Consider the following 17,800-nt stretch of genomic DNA (forward strand, 5'->3'; position numbering starts at 1 on the left):
TTGTGGCTGATAGAGTAGTTGACCAGTTAAAAAGGCCATTGCAGGATTTAAGAATTTCTGTTACCGATCGATGTAATTTCCGTTGTGCGTATTGTATGCCAGCAGAAATTTTTGGACCTGATTTTCAATTTCTTCCTAAGGACAAGGTCCTTTCTTTTGAAGAGATTGAGATGGTAGCCAGTGTATTTGCGGACTTGGGTGTCAGAAAGCTGCGTTTAACAGGAGGAGAACCACTTTTAAGGAGAGATTTACCTGTTTTAATAGGCAGATTAACCGCGATAGATGGAATAGAGGATATTGGGCTTACGACAAATGGAGTGCTGTTAACAAAACAGGCGCCTTTATTATATGAAGCGGGGCTAAGGCGATTAAATATTAGTCTGGATGCTTTAAATGATGAAGTCTTTAAAAAATTGAATGGAAAAGGAATCAGTTCGAAAACGGTGCTAAAGGGAATTGACACTGCTCTTGAAACGGGATTTGAAATAAAGGTAAATATGGTTGTCCAAAAGGGTGTAAATGAACAGGAAATCCTGCCCATGGCAGAGTATTTTAAAGAGCTTGGGGTTCCGCTGCGATTTATAGAATTTATGGATGTAGGAAATTCGAATGGATGGAATTGGGAAAGGGTGCTGACCAAGAAACAAATGTTTGGCATGTTAACCGAACATTTTGATTTGGAGCCTATAGATGCTGCTTATTATGGGGAGGTAGCAAAACGATATCGCTATAAAGGAAGCAATGCAGAAATCGGATTTATAACGTCTGTATCAGAATCCTTCTGTTCCAGCTGCACAAGAGCCAGGATTTCTGCCGATGGGAAATTCTATACCTGCTTATTCGCAAGCCAGGGATTTGATGTGAAATCCCTTTTGCGTGCAAATCTAACCTATGATGAATGTAAACAGGCACTAAAGCAGGTTTGGGAAAACAGAAATGACCGTTATTCAGATGAAAGAGCCGTAAAGGGGTCTCCAAGACGCAATAAAATTGAAATGTCTTATATTGGAGGCTGACTTCAATCAGCAATGTTTGGAATCCAAAAAGGAAAGCGAGTAAAAAAGAGATGGGGTTATGAAAATGGTAGAACGCCGTCAGCCGATATGGGTGAAGGATGCAGTTGATAAAGTAATGCAGTGGAAGAAAAGAGGGGAGGTTGAATGGATTTCAATTGATGACTGTGAAGGCTTGTTTTTGGCTGAGCCGCTAAACGCAGATCATGATGTACCTCCATTTAACCGTTCTCCTTATGATGGCTTTGCCATTCGATCTGAGGATACTCAAACAGCATCCAGAGAGCAGCCTTTGAAATTGAGCGTGATTGATGAAATAGGAGCCGGCCAGGTGAGCCGCAAGATTGTGGGCGAAAACCAGGCTGTCCGCATTATGACAGGAGCAGCTTTGCCAGCTGGAACGGATGCTGTTATCATGCTTGAATTGGTAAAGGAAGAAAGATTAGAGAATCACAATTTTATTTGGATTAAAAGAAGAGTGGATAAAGATGAAAATGTATCTTTTCAGGGGGAAGATGCTCAAAAAGGGGAGGTCCTTTTAAAAAAAGGTACGTACATAAACCCTGGAGTTAAAGCCCTTCTTGCCACCTTTGGCTATCATCGTGTACCCGTCTCTAAAAAGCCTGTTATTGGCATTATCGCGACAGGGAGCGAGCTTTTGAAAATAGATGAACCTCTGCTTCCCGGAAAAATACGGAACAGTAATGGTTATATGATTGAAGCGCAGATCAAGCGTGCCGGAGGAAGCGTAATAAAATACCAAAACTGTGCAGATGATCTGGAATCTCTACATACAGCCGTACAAAAAGCAATGGACGAATGTGATGCTGTAATTACAACAGGAGGGGTATCAGTAGGTGATTTTGATTATCTTCCTGAGGTCTATAGACGGTTAAAGGCAGATATCCTTTTCAACAAGATAGCGATGAGACCGGGCAGCGTGACCTCAGTTGCTGTATCAAATGAAAAGCTGCTTTTTGGTCTTTCTGGAAATCCCTCTGCCTGTTATGTCGGATTTGAGCTGTACGTTCGGCCTGTAATTCGGTACTGGCTTCATAGCTCAAGGCCGTTTTTAAGGGCCGGACAAGCATTTCTAAAAAGTGATTTTCCGAAATCTAACCCTTTTAACCGCTTTGTCCGCAGTAAAACAACCTTTGAAGGAGGTACAATACACGTACATCCAGTTGGGTTGGACAAATCGAGTGTTGTTACTTCGCTTTCTCTTGCGGACTGTTTAATGGTACTCCCTGGGGGAACACGGGGTTACAGAAAAGGGGATTTAGTGGATGTCCTCTTTTTAGATGACCAGACAGGAAGTGAGGAACCGTGGAAGGAAAAACCAAGATCCTCCAGATTGTAGGCTACCAAAATAGCGGAAAAACTACCTTAATTCAAAAAATCCTTCAAATGGGCAGCCGGATCGGCTTTCAAATGGGCACTATCAAACACCATGGACATGGAGGAGCTCCTGATACCGCAGTTTCAAAAAAAGATACACAAAGGCATCAGGAGGCAGGAGCTATGCTAACAGCAGTCGAAGGAAATGGAGATCTTATGCTTTCATGGGGAAAAGATAACTGGACAATAGATAAAATTCTGGATGTTTATGCCCAATTTAATCTTGATATTATTTTAATTGAAGGGTATAAAAATGCAGCGCTTCCTAAAGTGGTACTGATTCGGGAGCATGAGGATGAGGTGCTTCTGTCGGCATTGAACAATATAAAGGCTGTTATTTCATGGTATCCGCTTATATCTAAAGGGGCATATCCTATTTTCTTCATAAAAGAAGAGGAAAAGATTTTGAACTGGTTTTATGAGGATATGCTGGAAAGTTTATAATACAAATGATAATGAAAAGGCTAGAGGAAATTTTTCCTCTAGCCTTTTGCGTATTAGTGCTGCAATTTGCTTTCGACCTGATGGCAGATTTCCTCTGCAGAAAGACCGCTTGCATCAATGACTGAGCCTTCGGTAGTAATTGTTTGAATACCCATGACATTCTCGTCTCCGCCTGTCACGACACAGCAATCACAGCCTTTTGCATCATTTTCATTTTTTAATTCTTTAATTTCGTATCCTTTTTCACGAAGTACTTCCTGGACATTTGTTAAAGATTGTTCTACACCAATTTTTGCCATTCTTTAACACCTCCTCTTCATTATCATGCCTTAATCGCTTAATAATATGCCCTTATCTTCCGTGTTTTTGTCTGGATGCATCCGCTTCAATGGTACCCGTTTCTTTTGTTGTTGTACCTTGTCCTTTTACTTTAGAAGCACTTAAACCAGTTTTGGATGGATCTTTTTTTACTTTTGCCATTTAGGGGCCTCCTTTTACTTGACTATTTAAAAGAAAGTGTTGCACTGGAGAAACTTAAAAAGCTAATCTTATCTTTTTGTTTTTACCTTGAAAGTATGTATCTTTGAGTAAATTGCTTTTATCTTTAGTTTGTATAAGCCATTTAAGCACAAATGAATACTAGGGAATCTTATGTTATATTTAACATATGGAAATTGGAAAGGATGTTTTACGTATGGCAAAAAGTGTAGTAATTGCTGAAAAACCTTCAGTAGCACGTGATATAGCGCGTGTACTGAATTGCAATAAAAATGGAAATGGATATTTTGAAGGAGATAAGTATATTGTAACATGGGCGCTTGGGCACTTAGTCACATTAGCGGACCCTGAAAGTTACGATATCAAATATAAAACGTGGAAATTAGAAGATCTGCCTATGATGCCGGAGCATTTGAAATTAACCGTAATCAAGCAGACAGGAAAACAATTCAATACGGTTAAAAGCCAGTTGTCAAGAAAGGACGTACATGAAATTATTGTGGCTACTGATGCCGGGAGAGAGGGAGAATTAGTCGCACGCTGGATTATAGATAAAGCGAAAGTCCAAAAGCCGATGAAAAGGCTGTGGATTTCTTCTGTTACAGATAAAGCGATTAAAGAAGGCTTCTCACAATTAAAAAACGGAAAAGCTTATGAAAACTTGTATGCCTCCGCTGTAGCTCGTTCAGAAGCGGATTGGTATATCGGTCTTAATGCAACGCGCGCCCTCACAACTCGATTTAATGCACAGCTTAACTGTGGACGTGTACAGACACCTACCGTTGCAATTATTGCTTCGAGAGAAGACGAAATTAAGCATTTCAAACCGCAAACCTATTATGGAATTGAGGCTAAAACAACAAATAACCTAACCTTGGCCTGGATTGATTCTAACGGCAATAGACGAAGTTTTAATAAAGACAAGATCGAAGCTATCATAAAGAAATTGGGAACACAAAATGCAGCCGTTGAAGAAATTGAGAAAAAAACAAAGAAAACCGTTTCTCCGGGTCTTTATGATTTAACAGAGCTTCAACGTGATGCCAATAACATTTTTGGCTATTCTGCGAAAGAAACGTTGAACATCATGCAAAAGCTTTACGAACAGCATAAAGTTTTAACGTATCCGCGTACCGATTCAAGGTTCATTTCCTCAGATATCGTTGGTACGTTACAAGAGCGCTTAAAAGCGTGCGGAGCGGGTGAATATCGATCTTTGGTAAATAAGATTTTGAAAAAGCCTCTTAAAATCACAAAAGGGTTCGTTGATGATACAAAAGTTTCTGACCATCACGCTATCATTCCAACAGAAAGCTATGTGAATGTATCTGCATTTACTGATAGGGAAAGGAAAATATATGATTTGGTGGTAAAACGGTTCCTATCCGTATTATTCCCTGCATTCGAATATGATCAATTGACCCTTCATGCGAAAATTGGGGAGGAAACCTTTGTTGCCAGAGGAAAAAATATTTTGTCTATGGGCTGGAAGGAAGTTTATGAAAATCGATTTGACGATGACGATACAGCAGATGATCTAAAAGAACAAATTCTGCCCCGAATTGAAAAAGGAGATAGCTTACAGGTAAAGCTCATTGCGCAAACAACCGGTCAAACAAATCCTCCTGCTCGATTTAATGAAGCCACATTGCTTTCTGCAATGGAAAATCCAACGAAGTATATGAATACACAAAATAAACAGCTTGCAGATACATTAAAATCTACAGGGGGGCTGGGCACTGTAGCAACGCGTGCAGACATCATTGATAAGCTGTTTAATTCTTTTTTGATCGAAAAACGAGGAAAAGACATTCATATTACGTCAAAAGGCAGACAATTGCTTGATTTAGTACCAGAAGAGTTGAAATCCCCTATGCTCACAGCCGAATGGGAACAGAAGCTTGAATTGATAGCAAAAGGGAAGCTTAAAAAAGAAGTATTTATCAATGAAATAAAGCAGTATACAATAGAAATTGTTTCCGAAATAAAATCAAGCGATAAAAAGTATAAGCATGATAACCTGTCAACAAAGTGTTGTCCTGAATGCGGAAAACCAATGCTTGAGGTAAACGGAAAAAAAGGCAAGATGCTTGTTTGTCAAGATCGTGAATGCGGTTATCGAAAAAATGTGGCCCGCCTTACCAATGCCCGCTGTCCTCAATGCATGAAAAAGCTGGAGCTCCGTGGAGAAGGGGAAGGCCAAATTTTTGCCTGTAAGTGCGGGTATCGCGAGAAGCTGTCTGCCTTTGAAAAACGCCGAAAAAGCGAATCAAATGGAAAAGTATCGAAACGAGAGGTTCAAAAGTATTTAAATAAGCAGCAAAATAAGGAAGAACCATTAAATAATGCATTTGCTGAAGCATTTAAAAATTTAAAATTAGACTAATGTAAAAAGGAGCCGAACAGGCTCCTTTTGTGTGAAAAAATAAGGCATAAAAGCTTAAGCGATAGCTTTTATTCGTAATACTATCAGGAGAATGGAACATTCTTGCTTTTTGGGTAATATGTTTTCTTATGCTGCGGCTTCCTCATTGGTTTTTTTGATAACATTTCAAGCAAATAAGGAGAACCGTCAGGATTATGCTTTTGCAATAACTCAAAGGTGGATCTTGTATCACTGTCTGCTCTATGGGCGTGTACATTGTGTATACCATGGCCATGAAGCAAAGTATTTAGTTTTTTATTAGCATATCCGTACTCCTTCCATTTAATATTCCGCATAGAACAATACCATTTTCTTTCTGTGAGCTCGGGCATCAGTTCAATTAAAAAGCTGCGGTCAAAAGAAGCGTTGTGGGCTATGAAATAATCAATATCAAAACAGTATGTACGAAGTTCTGTCAGGTCAAACGTTTTATTCTTCAGCATGCCGTCTGTTATCCCAGTGAGATTTGCAATAAAAGATGGGAGTGGAAAAGACGGCTCGTTGAAAGCATGGTATTCTCCCAGTTCCTCAATTACCCTTCCTGAATCTTGATGAAATAAAAATTTTATTATGGATATCTCGATGATTTCATGGGTTGCAGGTGATAAGCCGGTTGTCTCGATATCAACTACGGCACCTGTAGCGATGGTCATTTTGTTAAAAACCTCCTAAATGCTTTTATAAACAGTATAGCGAATTAAGTGTGAATTCCCTAGTGGAATGATTTTATTGTTATTTGAGTATGACTATTATTGCATGGATTGCTGCTTTTTTCCCAAAATGGATCCGTATTCCCGGTACTTTTCGTAACCTTTTCACAAGTTTCTATTATTATTTTTTATGGTCTAAATATGTTTTATTTAAGTTTTTTTGATGACAGGAGCGGAAGGGCCGAGGCTCATGCGGGACAAGCCGGCAAAGGGAGACCCTGCAGGCGGAATTTGCGCCGATAAAATTCCCTTAACCCCGCGGAAAGCGCGTGCCTGGAGCAGAAATCAAAATCCAATTTATAAGAAATTTATATAGCGTCAAAATTTACAGAAAGAGCCCTTTGTAAAGATTTATACTTGATTTTTTTCCTTAAAGTTTGTAAAATATTTGTTTGTAAGAGAAAAAGTGTATCACATATACTTCCTTCGTACATTTATATCTTGCAAATATAAATTGATAGGTGGTAAACAATATGGAAGAAACAAAACCATTCAGAGTATTATTGTATTATAATTATGTAACGATTGATAATCCAGAGGAATTTGCAGCGCAACACCTTGCTTTTTGTAAAGAAATTGGATTAAAGGGCCGTATTTTAGTGGCAAAAGAAGGAATTAACGGTACTGTTTCTGGCACGGAAGAGCAAACGCAAATGTACATGGATACAATGAAAAGTGATCCTAAATTTGCCGATATGGTATTTAAAATAGATGAATCAGATGCTCATGCTTTTAAAAAGATGCATGTCAGACCTAGAAATGAACTCGTTACTTTGCGCTTGGAAGATGATATTAATCCGCATGAAGTAACAGGAAAGTATTTAAGTCCAAAAGAGTTTTTTGAGGCAATGCAGAAAGAAGATACAGTTATTATAGATGCACGAAATGATTACGAATATGACTTAGGTCATTTCCGCAATGCGGTAAGACCTGACATAAAAACCTTCCGGGATCTTCCTGATTGGATTAGAGAAAACAAAGAAGAATTTCAAGGAAAGAAAATTCTAACCTATTGCACAGGCGGCATCCGTTGTGAAAAATTTTCAGGCTGGCTTTTAGAAGAAGGCTTTGAGGATGTTTCTCAGCTTCACGGCGGTATTGTAACTTATGGCAAGGATGCCGAAGTGCAGGGTGAGCTTTGGGACGGACAGTGTTATGTATTTGATTCCAGAATTGCTGTCCCAATTAATCGCAAGGATCACGTGATTGTAGGGAAGGATTACTTCACTGGCGAGCCTTGTGAAAGATATGTTAATTGCGCTAATCCAGAGTGTAATAAGCAAATATTATGTTCTGAAGATAATGAACATAAATATATGAGAAGCTGTACAGACGAATGCCGTGTTCATCCAAGAAACATGTATGTGAAAGAACATGGTTTAACTGAACAAGAAATTGCAGATCGAATCAGCAAATTAGAAGAAGAGAGACTCGTTCAGCAATAAAAAAAAGGTAGCCTCAGGCTATCTTTTTTTGTTAAATTGGATAAAATATACACCATAAGGGGTAATGAGAAAGAGATGTATGGTTTTATCAAGAAATAGCTTTGTTCATTCCTAAGCAGCCTTTATTCATTATCTATGCCAAGGAATAATAACTACTCGGCAGCAAAAAATGATGTTAAGTCTATTTTAAATTTGTTATGCTTATAGAAAGGAGGAATTTTATGGACATTCAAAAAATCATATTATACCTTCACATCCTGGGCATTTGTTTTACCTTCACTCTCACCTACATTATGGGAGCCAATTTGATTCTGCACGTACCCATCAAGCCAGTGTCTATTGTTATCCTTGCATTTGGCTGGGCGTACACAATTAAGCTAAATCCAGTTTTCCACCAGTTGTGGAATAAATGGTTCTCTAGAGACTAAGTGTAAATCTAAATGTAATTAATTAGAACTTCAGCCAAAATGGAAAGTTCTTTTAAGAGAGGGCAGGACTAAAGGACCTTTGCGATGAGCTTTAGAAAGACGGTGCAAAAAGTGAAGTTTAAGCTGAACAAAAAATATCTATCCTATTTAAAAATTGTGATTCCCATTGCATTACTTATATTTATTTATTTTGAATCCAAAAGTGTTGTAAAGGATTTTAATTTTCATTTATTAAAAAAGCATTTGGACGAGCTAAACTGGCGTAACAGCACCTTTATAATTGCAGCTGGAGTTCTTGCTACCTCCCCAATGGTGTTTTATGATATCGTTTTAGATCGTATATTAAATATAAAGATGAAATACAAGGATATTATTCTGTACTCCATTACAACGAATACATACTCAAATTTCATTGGTTTTGGCGGCGTTGCAGGTCTAAGCCTGAGAACCTTTTTTTTAAAGGATTTATACAGAGATAAAGGACAGTTAATAAAAAATATAGCTAAAGTATCTGTCTTTTACTTAGCGGGTTTATCGGTATTAAGCTGGCTGGTTTCGTTCGGATTATTCAGGACGGATTTTCTTTCAGGACTTGTATGGCTGCGCTTTGCTGTGTGGGGACTTTCCCTGTATATCCCTTTTCTCTTGATCAGCTTTTATATAAGCAAAAAAAAGAAAAAAGATTCCCTGCATTTTGGCTCTAAGCATTTATTGTCACTAGTGGTCATTTCTATCTTTGAATGGACGTTTGCGTCAATCTTGTTCTATATTATTTGCCATTTGCTTCATTTACATATTACCTATTTGCATTTATTCCCGATATTCATAGTAGGGGCCTGTGCAGGAATTATCAGCATGATACCGGGAGGCTTGGGCTCTTTTGACCTGGTCTTGATTATGGGTTTGGAATACTATCACCATTCATCAGAGAAAATTCTCCTGGTTCTTCTACTATACAGAATTAGCTACTATCTTATCCCTTTTCTCTTGGGAACAGTGATACTATTAAAGACTTTGTGGACAAAAATCGGCAGGAAATACCAGCAGATTATCTTTGATTTAGCGACAACTGTCAGCCACTGGATCTTAACCATCTTAGTCTTTTCGGCAGGGTTTATTCTACTTGTGTCGGCTGCTCTGCCTGGTGTCCTTGACAGACTTAAATTTCTGAAAGGATTTCTGTCACTGCCCATCATGCAGTTATCCCTACAGCTATCGATTACAGCAGGACTTTTGCTGATCTTATTATCAAGAGGAATAGAGTACAAGGTAAAATGGGCTTATCATGCCACCATTTTTGTCCTTATTCTAGCGGGAATATTGTCGCTTGCAAAGGGACTGGATTATGAAGAAGCCATTTTCCTGTTTTTTGTAGCGGTCATGCTATGGCTCTCCAAGAAGAGATTTTACAGGGTGAATTTTGTCATTACATGGGGGAAGGCAGCTTTTGACATAACGGTTATTCTTCTTTTCGTGATCATCTATTTAGTCATCGGTTATGCAAATTTACCAATGGCAAATGTTAAAATACCGAGTTTTTTCCGCCAGTATATGATTTATGAATCCCACGATTTGTTTAGAAGTGCGTTTATCGGACTCATATTGGCATTGGTTGTCATGCTGTTTGTCTATTTAATGAGAAGGCCATACTCCATTCGGTTTCAGTCGTCCTACACTCAGGTAAAAGATATAAAGCAGCACCTGGAGCGCTACGGAGGAACAGTTTTATCCCATCTTGTTTTCCTTCATGATAAGCATGTTTATTGGGGGCAGGAAAGACAAGTTTTATTTATTTTTGAAAAATATGCGGATAAGCTGGTTGTGCTGGGAGACCCGATAGGCAATGAAGAACTTTTTGGAAAGGCTTTTGAAGAGTTTCAAAATCTTGCTGACCGTTATGGATACACTCCGGTTTATTATCAGGTGAATGGGAACCTGCTGCCTATTTTGCATGAGAACGGCTATGACTTTTTTAAATTAGGGGAGGAAGGATTTGTTCATCTAAAAGAATTTTCTCTTTTTGGCAAAAGAATGAACAACTCCAGGGAACTCAATAGCCAAATGAAGAAATCAGGGTATGATTTTTCCCTGCATCAGCCGCCTTTTTCCAAAGGTCTTATGGATCAGCTGCGCGAAATTTCTGACCAATGGCTTGAAGGGAAGAGTGAAAAAGGTTTTTCTCTTGGTTTTTTTAATGAACATTATTTGAATTTATCTCCTCTTAGTCTTGTGAGAGATCATAATGGAAAAATAATAGCCTTTGCCAGCCTAATGCCTAAATATGATCAGAATAAAACGATATCGGTTGATTTACTGAGGTTTTCTCCGGAGTCACCGGAGGGTGTAACGGACTTTTTGCTATTACAGCTTTTTGAGGCAGCAAATAAAAAAGGGTACGAATATTTCAATCTTGGAATGGCACCGCTGGCCAATGTAGGGTTATCGAAATATTCGTTCTTAGGAGAAAAAATAGCTTCTCAAATTTTTACACATGGAGACTATCTGAATCAATTCCAAGGCTTGAAGAAATTCATGGAAAAATATGCAGATTCCTGGGAGGCCAAATTTTTAGCATACAGGAAGAAAACTTCCTTGCCGATCACAATGATTCAAATATTATTGCTTATTTCAAAGAAACGCCCCAATTCCTGAAAGGGAATTATGAAATGCACCCCAATTGTTAGACACCAGTCTAACAATTGGAGGTGCTTTTCTTATGACTAAATTTACAGACATAGATAAAATAAACGCAGTAAAACGCTATCTAAGTGGAAAAGAAAGTCTACAGACTATCGCTGATTCTATTAGGGTTAATAAATCGGTTTTTCTAAACTGGGCTCAACAATACCGATATCATGGAGAAAAAGCTTTTGAAAAAGTCTATGCAACCTACACTTGGGAGTATAAACTAGACGTACTTAATTATATGAATGAGCACGGGACGTCTATAAGAGAAACAGCTGCGATTTTTAACATTCCAGCTCCTTCTACACTTACCAATTGGAGAAAGCAATTAGAAATGGAAGGATTAGATGGCCTGAAAATGAAGAAAAAGGGGCGTTCATCCATGGAAAAAGACAATCGAAAGAAGCCAGTTGACGGATCAGTTGAAGCTTTGAAAGAAGAGGTAGAGCGTCTGCGAATGGAGAATGCTTACTTAAAAAAGTTGAATACCTTAGTTCAAAACAGGGAAAAATCACCAAACAAGATAAAACGAAAGTAGTCTATGAACTAAGGACAGAATTCCCGGTGATCGCACTTCTTCAACTCGCAAATATCCCGCGCAGTACCTATTATTATTGGGTGAAAAACCGCAATCGTCCTGATCGAGATATTGAGTTTAAAAAGTTAATTCAATCAATTTATGACGAACATGAAGGTCGGTATGGCTATCGCCGTATTCGTGATGAACTCACAAATCGCGGACATAAAGTGAATCATAAAAAAGTGCAGCGTTTAATGGAAGAACTTGGATTAAAATCCTTAGTCCGTATGAAAAAATACCGTTCGTATAAAGGAACTATGGGGAAAATTGTCCCTAATATTTTAAATCGTAACTTTAAGGCTCAAAAACCAAATGAGAAATGGATAACTGATATTACGGAGTTTAAATTGTTTGGAGAGAAATTGTATTTATCGCCAATTTTAGATTTATATAATGGTGAAATCATTACATACACAATTGGTTCAAGGCCTGTTTATTCACTTGTTTCTACAATGCTTGATCAAGCAATTGAAAAAGTAACAGATAAAGCTAAGCTTCTAATTCACTCTGATCAAGGTTGGCACTATCAAATGAAACAGTATAGACATGCCCTGAAACAACATGGGATTACGCAAAGTATGTCTCGCAAGGGTAACTGTTACGATAACGCTGTAATAGAAAAATTCTTTGGCATTAAGAAATCAGAATTTCTTTATCTAAAAGAATTCGACAGTGTGGGACACTTAAAGCTAGAACTAGATAAGTATATAAATTACTACAATAACAAACGGATTAAGACAAAACTAAAAGGCATGAGCCCGGTACAATACCGAGTTCATGCCCAACAAGTTGCCTAAGGGAATAACCGTGTCTAACTTTATGGGGTCACTTCATTACGGGCGTTTTTTACTTTCTTAAAGGTGGCTTAATGTTTAAAAACTTGTAATAAAGTTATTTTTAGGGCAGCCAAAGAATAAGAAAGTAAAGTATAAATGGATGAACAAGGCGCTTGCGCTTTTCTTAAGATTCGTAGCTTCTTTCAAGTTCATCTATGAGTTCTCCAACGTAAGCAACTGCCGTGTGAATGGCATCAGGTTTGGACATATCAAGTCCGGCTTTCTTAATTAATTCAAGAGGTGTTAAAGTACCGCCTGCTTTTAGCACATCAAGCCAGCGGTCCACAGCTGGCTGTCCTTCATCCAAAATCATGCGGGAAACCGCAGTAGAGACCGTAAGTCCAGCTGAATACGTATATGGATAAAGACCCATATAATAATGAGGCTGGCGCATCCACGTTAATCCGGCACCTTCATCAATCTCCACGGCATCACCCCAGAAGTCTTTTAAAATCTCCAGCTTTTGTTCACAGAGAATTAAAGCTGTTATCGGTGTGCCCTTTTCAGCAAGATTATACACTCTTCTTTGAAGCTCACCTTCGAGCAAATGAGTAACAAAGTTATGATAATAAGTACCAAGGAGCTGGGAAATGACCCATCTTCTTATCCTCTTGTCTGAATTCGTTTTCAGTACATGATTTGCAAGCAAAAGTTCATTTAATGTTGAGGGAGCCTCAACAAAGTAAGTGGACGGACGAGTATTGAGCACGGTTTGGTGCTTATTGGCGAGATAGAAATGGCCGGCATGCCCAAGCTCATGCGCAAGAACAAAAGCTCCTCGCATTGTATCTGTCCATGTGATCAAAATATAGGGATGTACACCATAAGGGCTTGAACAAAAAGCACCAGTGGATTTTCCAACATTGTCTGCCATATCAACCCAGCGTTCTGATAAAGCGGTTTTTATCATTTGGCTGTATTCCGGCCCCATAATTTCCAATGAATCTATAATGAGTTTACATGCATCTTCATAGGTTGTTTTGGGGTTGAAATCAGCATCAAGGGGAGCTTTTAAATCACAGAATAGCATTTTATCAAGACCAAGCTCACGTTTCTTTAATTTAGCGAATCTCTGCATATGAGGGGCTAATTCCTTTTGAATAACATCCAGCTGATTGATATACATATCCGTAGTCACCTGCTGGGGTTTAAGAAGCATTTCAGTTATAGAAGAATAATTTCTTAGCTTAGAGAGTGCTGCCTGCTTGGAGATTTCTGTAGAATAAGCAGCAGCAAATGTATTTTTATATTGTTTCAGCCCGTTGGTAAAGGATGAATAGGCTTTTCTCCGGATTTCTGTATCAGAAGAAAATTCATACCGGTCTTCAAAAAGAGCGAATGACAAAGGGAGCTCGTTTCCATCAGAATCCTCTATTGCTGAAAACTCCATGTCTGATGACTTGCTTCGCTGATAAATCATATAAGGAGCGTCATGGATATGTCCAAGTGATGCCAGAGCCGCTTCTGCTTCAGGAGACAGGATGTGAGCTTTTTTATCTAGCAGAACTTTTAATTCCTTTTGGTAGGTTTTGAGACCTTTCTCCTCTTGTATGTATTGTTCAATTGTTCCTTCTGGCAGCCCGAGTACTTCAGATTCGAAAAAAGACAGGGATGCTTCAATGGCAGCAAGAGAAGCTCCAACTTTTGATGAATCAGCCTGGTTTTGTGGATTAGTGCCATCCTCGGAGGAACGCAAAGATGCATAGGTTGCGACACGGATGATTCGTGTATAGTATGCTTCCAAGGCGTTAAAGCATTCTAATAAGACCTTTGGGCCATTGCCAAGCTTTCCCTTGAAAGAAGTAACAGTCCCTAAATCCTTGTCCAAAGCATACAGCTCAGATTCCCATTCTTCCGGTGTATGAAATAAGTCTTCAAGCTTCCAGGTTTGTTCAGCGGGCACTTCAGAACGAGCAAAGCGTTTTTCAATAATTTTCTCCAATACTTTTCACTCCCAGTCATTTATTTAGCAACCCGAACAAAGCAATTATATAAGATTTTCTTTTCTTTTGAAACCAAAATTCTTAATTTTTAATATATTTTGGAGGAGTTGACGGTTTTCATCGTTTAGCTCTTCAGGGAATAACCTTTTAGCTAGCAAGATATGAAAAGACGCAAAAAACTGAGTGCAGAGGTTGGTATTAAATTATATGATGAAGCTATAGTGGAATTTCTAAAAGTAGAATGGTTTTGGATGAGAGAAGCTTTTTGTGAATTAGCTTTTTTTACCACCTATAATTCATTTTATACTTCATAAAATAAACTCGTTCATTAAATGAACTTACTTACACGAAGCGGAGGGTTTCTTATGACAGTTATTAACAATATAAAGCAAACAGTTGCAGGTTTGAAAAGTGCTCAAGCAAGCTTAGAAGGCTTTGCTTTAGCAACGGATAATAAACAAGCAAAACAGTTATACCAGGATGCTGCTCAGCAGACTCAAGCAATCGTTAACACCTTAACACCAAGAATGAATGAAGTTGAGCAAGAAGAGCCACAATATACTCAACAATAGTTATATCCAGGGAGAAGGATGATATATTTCATATCATCCTTCCCCTATAGAGTAAAGAGTAAGGAGCTGGAAAAATGACCATTGCATCAGATGTGAAAACCTGTATAGCCAGCCTTAAAGGGGCTCAGCAAAATTTTAGCCGTTTTGCTCTTATGTCAAGGGATGATAGTGCTCAAAAAGTGTTTCATGAATGCATGATGGAAACAGAAGAAATTATTAGTGAGCTTCAGAAGAGATTGGCGGTTTTAGAAAGAGAAGAGCCGCAATATAAAGGGTAGAAAGGAATAGAAACAATGAACTTGCCTTCCTGGATGGACATTATTATTCGATCGTTTGCAATGTTAATTATTTTATTTTTCTTAGCCAAACTATTGGGAAAGAAGCAGGTTTCACAGCTTACACTATTTGAATATGTTGTAGGAATTACTTTTGGCAGTATTGCAGCGGAAATTTCTACAGGTCTTGAACGTAATTTAGTTCAGGGGCTTCTTAGTTTGTTCGTATGGACTCTTGTTCCCTTTGGAATTACAATGATTTCGTTAAAAAATAAAAAATTCAGGGATTTTATTGAAGGAAAACCGACTGTTGTGATTAAAGATGGGAAAATTCAGGAGGATAACCTGACAAAGGAAAAATATTCTGCAGATGATTTAATGGAGCTTCTCAGGCAAAAAAATGCTTTTAATATTGCGGATGTGGAATTTGCCATCTTGGAAGCAAGCGGAGATTTAAACGTTATGATGAAAAGAGAAAAACAGCCGCTTACCCCAAAGGATATTCATTTAAGGGTAGCTCCAGAAAAGGAGCCCCATACAGTCATTCTTGAAGGAAAAATTTTGGATGAACCACTCGGGCTGACCGGTTATAACCGGGCTTGGCTATTGACAGAGCTGGAAAAACTGAATGTATCATTGGCAAATGTGTTTATTGGACAAGTGGATTCTTTTGGCAAGCTGGCAATCGATATTTATGATGATAAAATACAGCTGCCTCAGCCGCAAGAGAAATCTCTTCTTTTAGCAACCCTAAAAAAGTGTCAGGCTGATCTTGAACTGTATTCATTAGCAACGCGGTCGGCTGATGCCAAACCAATGTATGAACGCAATGCAAAAAAGGTTGCACAAATGATAAGAAAAGCAGGTCCTTTTTTGCAGGAATAATATAAAAAGGTGGAGGGAGGAAGAAAGCGAATAAAGCTCTAAGACGATGTCTCATCTTAGCCATTCCAAGCCTTTTAAGCCAATATATATTAAAATAAGAGACTTTCCACTTGCTTTAAAAACTCCTCCTTAGGGTAAGAATTATAAAGGCTCATGGATAAACGAACCGGATCTCCGAAAAAGAACCTTTCATATTGTGTCTGCCGTGTGCCGAAAGGGCTCATTGTTAAATCCCAAGCCAATCTAAATAATTGTACTCGGTCTTTTGCTTCAATATTTGCTCCCTGAAGATATGAATCCAAATATCCTCTAATCGATGACGAGAAATCCTCGCTTGAAGGCAGTGTAATAAGACCGCTGCCTGAAATCAACTGAAGGATTTCCACGAAGCGGGGATACATTTTAGGGAAAAATAGAATTGCAGAATTTAAAGCTTTCGTATCCGGAATCATAGTACCCCATTTATTGGGTTTTGCATTATGACGCGACAAAAGCTGCAGCCCTTTTAAGATCTCCAATGACACAATGATTTCGCTGACTTTGTCTTTAACATGCTGATAATCTCCAATTTGAATAGCATCCACTATTTTTTCTGCCAGGCCTAGAATAAATTCTGTTTTTACAATCATACGGGAGACGGCCTGATACAAGAGGAGGGAATTGAGATTGGTTTCTCCAAACATTTTGACGGCAATATTCATATCCTTATAAAGAAAAACTCTTTCCCAAGGAACAAGTACGTGATCAAAAACGACAATGGTATCCATTTCTTCAAATCGTGAACTAAGAGGATAATCAAAGGATGAATCACCCAGGACAAAGGATTCTCGGCAAATAAATTTTATACCTGGTGTATTAGAGGCAATAGTAAAAGCGTAAATATAGGAGTCGTCTATGAAATTTCCTCCTGCAGGCAGGACTAATACTTCATCTGTTATTCCGCCCTGTGTAGCTAGAAGCCTTGCTCCATGAATAATAATCCCTTCTTTTTTCTCTTCAATTATCTTGGCAGCAATTACTTTTTTGCTGGAATCTTCAAAATATGTAATAGATCGGTTGACTTGAGGATTAATCAAGGTGTGCGTAAAAGATATATCCTTTAATTTTGCCGATTCATAAATGGCAGCCATTTGATTTCCGTATTTCGATTCTGTTTCTCCAAATAAGGCACTGGCCGTACCAAGTGCCATTATTCCTGTATTGACATAATCAGGTGAACGGCCCAATAAGCCAGCATTCGTTCTAGCCCAGATTTTAGTGGCTTTTTCTCTTATTTCAAGTCCGTTTAAATCAACAGGCTGCTGAAAGGAAAATCCGATCCGGGAATTGGTTTCAGTGCAAGGATATGTAAGAATATCCTCGTATTCAGGCTGGAGCTGCAGGTCATATAAGGCTGCTTTGCTTTTTAAAACCCCTTTAAAGGCATCGTGTCTGGAGATCTTGCCTTGAATTTTTTTACCATTTATCCAGACTTCATTCTTTAATTGGTCTATCCGGTCAATATAGTCCTTTCCCGAAATGGTCATCTTCCTCACACCTTTGTATTTTTTCTATTCCTTTCATTTTATGCAAATATAGGCGAACATTTACTTGATTTTTGTCTTTGATAAATTTCTATGTTGGGCTGCTCGTTTTTTAGCTAATTTTCAGGTTAGCCAAAATA

Annotated in this window: 15 protein-coding genes; 10 read left to right on the top strand and 5 right to left on the bottom strand. The window is 38.4% G+C overall.

Going from position 1 to position 17,800, the window contains the following annotated elements; all coding sequences use genetic code 11:
• The first annotated feature begins 2 nt into the window (after positions 1-2).
• The 3 genes from moaA (at position 3) to mobB (ending at position 2,855) form a co-directional block, all read left to right on the top strand.
• Positions 3-1,016, top strand: a complete 1,014-nt coding sequence (moaA, locus tag A5N88_RS03755) for a GTP 3',8-cyclase MoaA (protein WP_066263211.1) — start codon at positions 3-5, stop codon at positions 1,014-1,016.
• Between the two features lie 64 nt (positions 1,017-1,080).
• The gene (locus tag A5N88_RS03760) at positions 1,081-2,373 is read left to right on the top strand and encodes a molybdopterin molybdotransferase MoeA (protein WP_066270222.1); all 1,293 of its coding nucleotides are present in this window, start codon (positions 1,081-1,083) and stop codon (positions 2,371-2,373) included.
• Positions 2,340-2,855: a molybdopterin-guanine dinucleotide biosynthesis protein B gene (mobB, locus tag A5N88_RS03765; RefSeq protein WP_066263213.1), complete on the top strand. Its 516-nt coding sequence runs from the start codon at positions 2,340-2,342 to the stop codon at positions 2,853-2,855. Before A5N88_RS03760 ends, mobB begins: the two co-directional genes overlap by 34 nt.
• A 53-nt stretch (positions 2,856-2,908) precedes the next feature.
• On the opposite strand, the gene A5N88_RS03770 is transcribed toward mobB, so the two are convergent.
• Both A5N88_RS03770 and A5N88_RS24060 read right to left on the bottom strand, forming a co-directional pair.
• Positions 2,909-3,154 (bottom strand): YkuS family protein, encoded by a 246-nt coding sequence (locus tag A5N88_RS03770; protein ID WP_066263218.1) that lies wholly within the window; start codon positions 3,152-3,154, stop codon positions 2,909-2,911.
• Positions 3,155-3,206: 52 nt separating this feature from the next.
• A complete protein-coding gene (locus A5N88_RS24060) occupies positions 3,207-3,335 on the bottom strand; it encodes a YuzL family protein (RefSeq protein ID WP_083953010.1) in 129 nt (42 codons plus the stop codon).
• Positions 3,336-3,549: 214 nt separating this feature from the next.
• On the opposite strand from A5N88_RS24060, the gene A5N88_RS03775 reads away from it, so the two are divergent.
• Positions 3,550-5,739: a DNA topoisomerase III gene (locus A5N88_RS03775; protein ID WP_066263222.1), complete on the top strand. Its 2,190-nt coding sequence runs from the start codon at positions 3,550-3,552 to the stop codon at positions 5,737-5,739.
• A gap of 83 nt (positions 5,740-5,822) precedes the next feature.
• Here A5N88_RS03775 and A5N88_RS03780 read toward each other — a convergent pair whose 3' ends face one another.
• On the bottom strand, positions 5,823-6,431 hold the full coding sequence (locus A5N88_RS03780) for an exonuclease domain-containing protein (protein ID WP_066263224.1): 609 nt from the start codon (positions 6,429-6,431) through the stop codon (positions 5,823-5,825).
• Between the two features lie 530 nt (positions 6,432-6,961).
• On the opposite strand from A5N88_RS03780, the gene trhO reads away from it, so the two are divergent.
• The 3 genes from trhO (at position 6,962) to A5N88_RS24065 (ending at position 12,423) form a co-directional block, all read left to right on the top strand.
• Entirely contained in the window at positions 6,962-7,933 is a 972-nt protein-coding gene (trhO, locus tag A5N88_RS03785) for an oxygen-dependent tRNA uridine(34) hydroxylase TrhO (protein WP_066263226.1), read from the top strand.
• 512 nt (positions 7,934-8,445) lie between these two features.
• Entirely contained in the window at positions 8,446-11,013 is a 2,568-nt protein-coding gene (gene mprF / locus A5N88_RS03795; RefSeq protein ID WP_066263231.1) for a bifunctional lysylphosphatidylglycerol flippase/synthetase MprF, read from the top strand.
• A gap of 64 nt (positions 11,014-11,077) precedes the next feature.
• Positions 11,078-12,423, top strand: a protein-coding gene (locus A5N88_RS24065) for an IS3 family transposase (protein ID WP_157090593.1) whose coding sequence is annotated in 2 segments (ribosomal slippage) — positions 11,078-11,519 and positions 11,519-12,423 — 1,347 coding nt in all. Because the reading frame shifts where the segments join, the coding sequence is not laid out codon by codon here.
• A 163-nt stretch (positions 12,424-12,586) separates the two neighbouring features.
• On the opposite strand, the gene pepF is transcribed toward A5N88_RS24065, so the two are convergent.
• A complete protein-coding gene (gene pepF, locus A5N88_RS03810) occupies positions 12,587-14,404 on the bottom strand; it encodes an oligoendopeptidase F (RefSeq protein ID WP_066263245.1) in 1,818 nt (605 codons plus the stop codon).
• A 366-nt stretch (positions 14,405-14,770) separates the two neighbouring features.
• Between pepF and A5N88_RS03815 the strand changes: the two genes are divergently transcribed.
• The 3 genes from A5N88_RS03815 to A5N88_RS03825 all read left to right on the top strand — a co-directional run bounded on the left by A5N88_RS03815 (position 14,771) and on the right by A5N88_RS03825 (position 16,137).
• Positions 14,771-14,977: a DUF1657 domain-containing protein gene (locus A5N88_RS03815; RefSeq protein WP_066263248.1), complete on the top strand. Its 207-nt coding sequence runs from the start codon at positions 14,771-14,773 to the stop codon at positions 14,975-14,977.
• A 74-nt stretch (positions 14,978-15,051) separates the two neighbouring features.
• Complete coding sequence (locus A5N88_RS03820) at positions 15,052-15,255, top strand: DUF1657 domain-containing protein (RefSeq protein ID WP_066263250.1); 204 nt, start codon at positions 15,052-15,054, stop codon at positions 15,253-15,255.
• A gap of 15 nt (positions 15,256-15,270) precedes the next feature.
• Complete coding sequence (locus A5N88_RS03825; protein WP_066263252.1) at positions 15,271-16,137, top strand: DUF421 domain-containing protein; 867 nt, start codon at positions 15,271-15,273, stop codon at positions 16,135-16,137.
• An 89-nt stretch (positions 16,138-16,226) separates the two neighbouring features.
• Here A5N88_RS03825 and hpaB read toward each other — a convergent pair whose 3' ends face one another.
• Positions 16,227-17,663, bottom strand: a complete 1,437-nt coding sequence (gene hpaB, locus A5N88_RS03830) for a 4-hydroxyphenylacetate 3-monooxygenase, oxygenase component (RefSeq protein ID WP_066263256.1) — start codon at positions 17,661-17,663, stop codon at positions 16,227-16,229.
• Positions 17,664-17,800 lie beyond the last annotated feature (137 nt).

This window comes from Heyndrickxia acidicola, assembly GCF_001636425.1.
GTDB lineage: Bacteria > Bacillota > Bacilli > Bacillales > Bacillaceae_C > Bacillus_AE > Bacillus_AE acidicola.